Origin of the sequence: Aquitalea sp. ASV11 (assembly GCF_016429185.1) — a bacterium.
Classification (GTDB): Bacteria; Pseudomonadota; Gammaproteobacteria; order Burkholderiales; family Chromobacteriaceae; genus Aquitalea; species Aquitalea pelogenes.
Genome location: NZ_JAELUD010000257.1, coordinates 1 through 301, shown reverse-complemented (window position 1 = coordinate 301; position 301 = coordinate 1). Strand labels below are relative to the sequence as shown.

General features: G+C 70.1%; 1 protein-coding gene and 1 pseudogene. Both read left to right on the top strand.

Features of this window, described 5'->3' with window-relative positions; genetic code table 11:
* On the top strand, positions 1-193 hold a 193-nt coding region (locus JHD62_RS22030), incomplete at its 5' end, for a hypothetical protein (protein ID WP_199104658.1).
* Positions 175-301: pseudogene (locus JHD62_RS22025) on the top strand (hypothetical protein); the annotation flags it as partial. The gene JHD62_RS22030 and the pseudogene JHD62_RS22025, both read left to right, overlap by 19 nt.

The window sequence follows — 301 nt, the reverse complement described above, 5'->3', positions numbered from 1 at the left end:
CCCCCCCCCCCCCCCCCCCCCCCCCCCCCCCCCCCCCCCCCCCCCCCCCCCCCCCCCCCCCCCCCCCCCCCCCCCCCCCCCCCCCCCCCCCCCCCCCCCCCCCTTTTCCAGCAGAAGACGGCATACGAGATTATTGCGTTCGTCTCGTGGGCTCGGAGATGTGTATAAGAGACAGGTGCTGCCGTGGTGGTGATTGCCTTCCTGCCGTGGCTGGATCGTTCCCCGATCAAGTCCATCCGTTATCGCGGTCCCAAGTTCAAGTTCATGCTGGTGCTGTTCATCATCGCCTTCATCGGCCTGG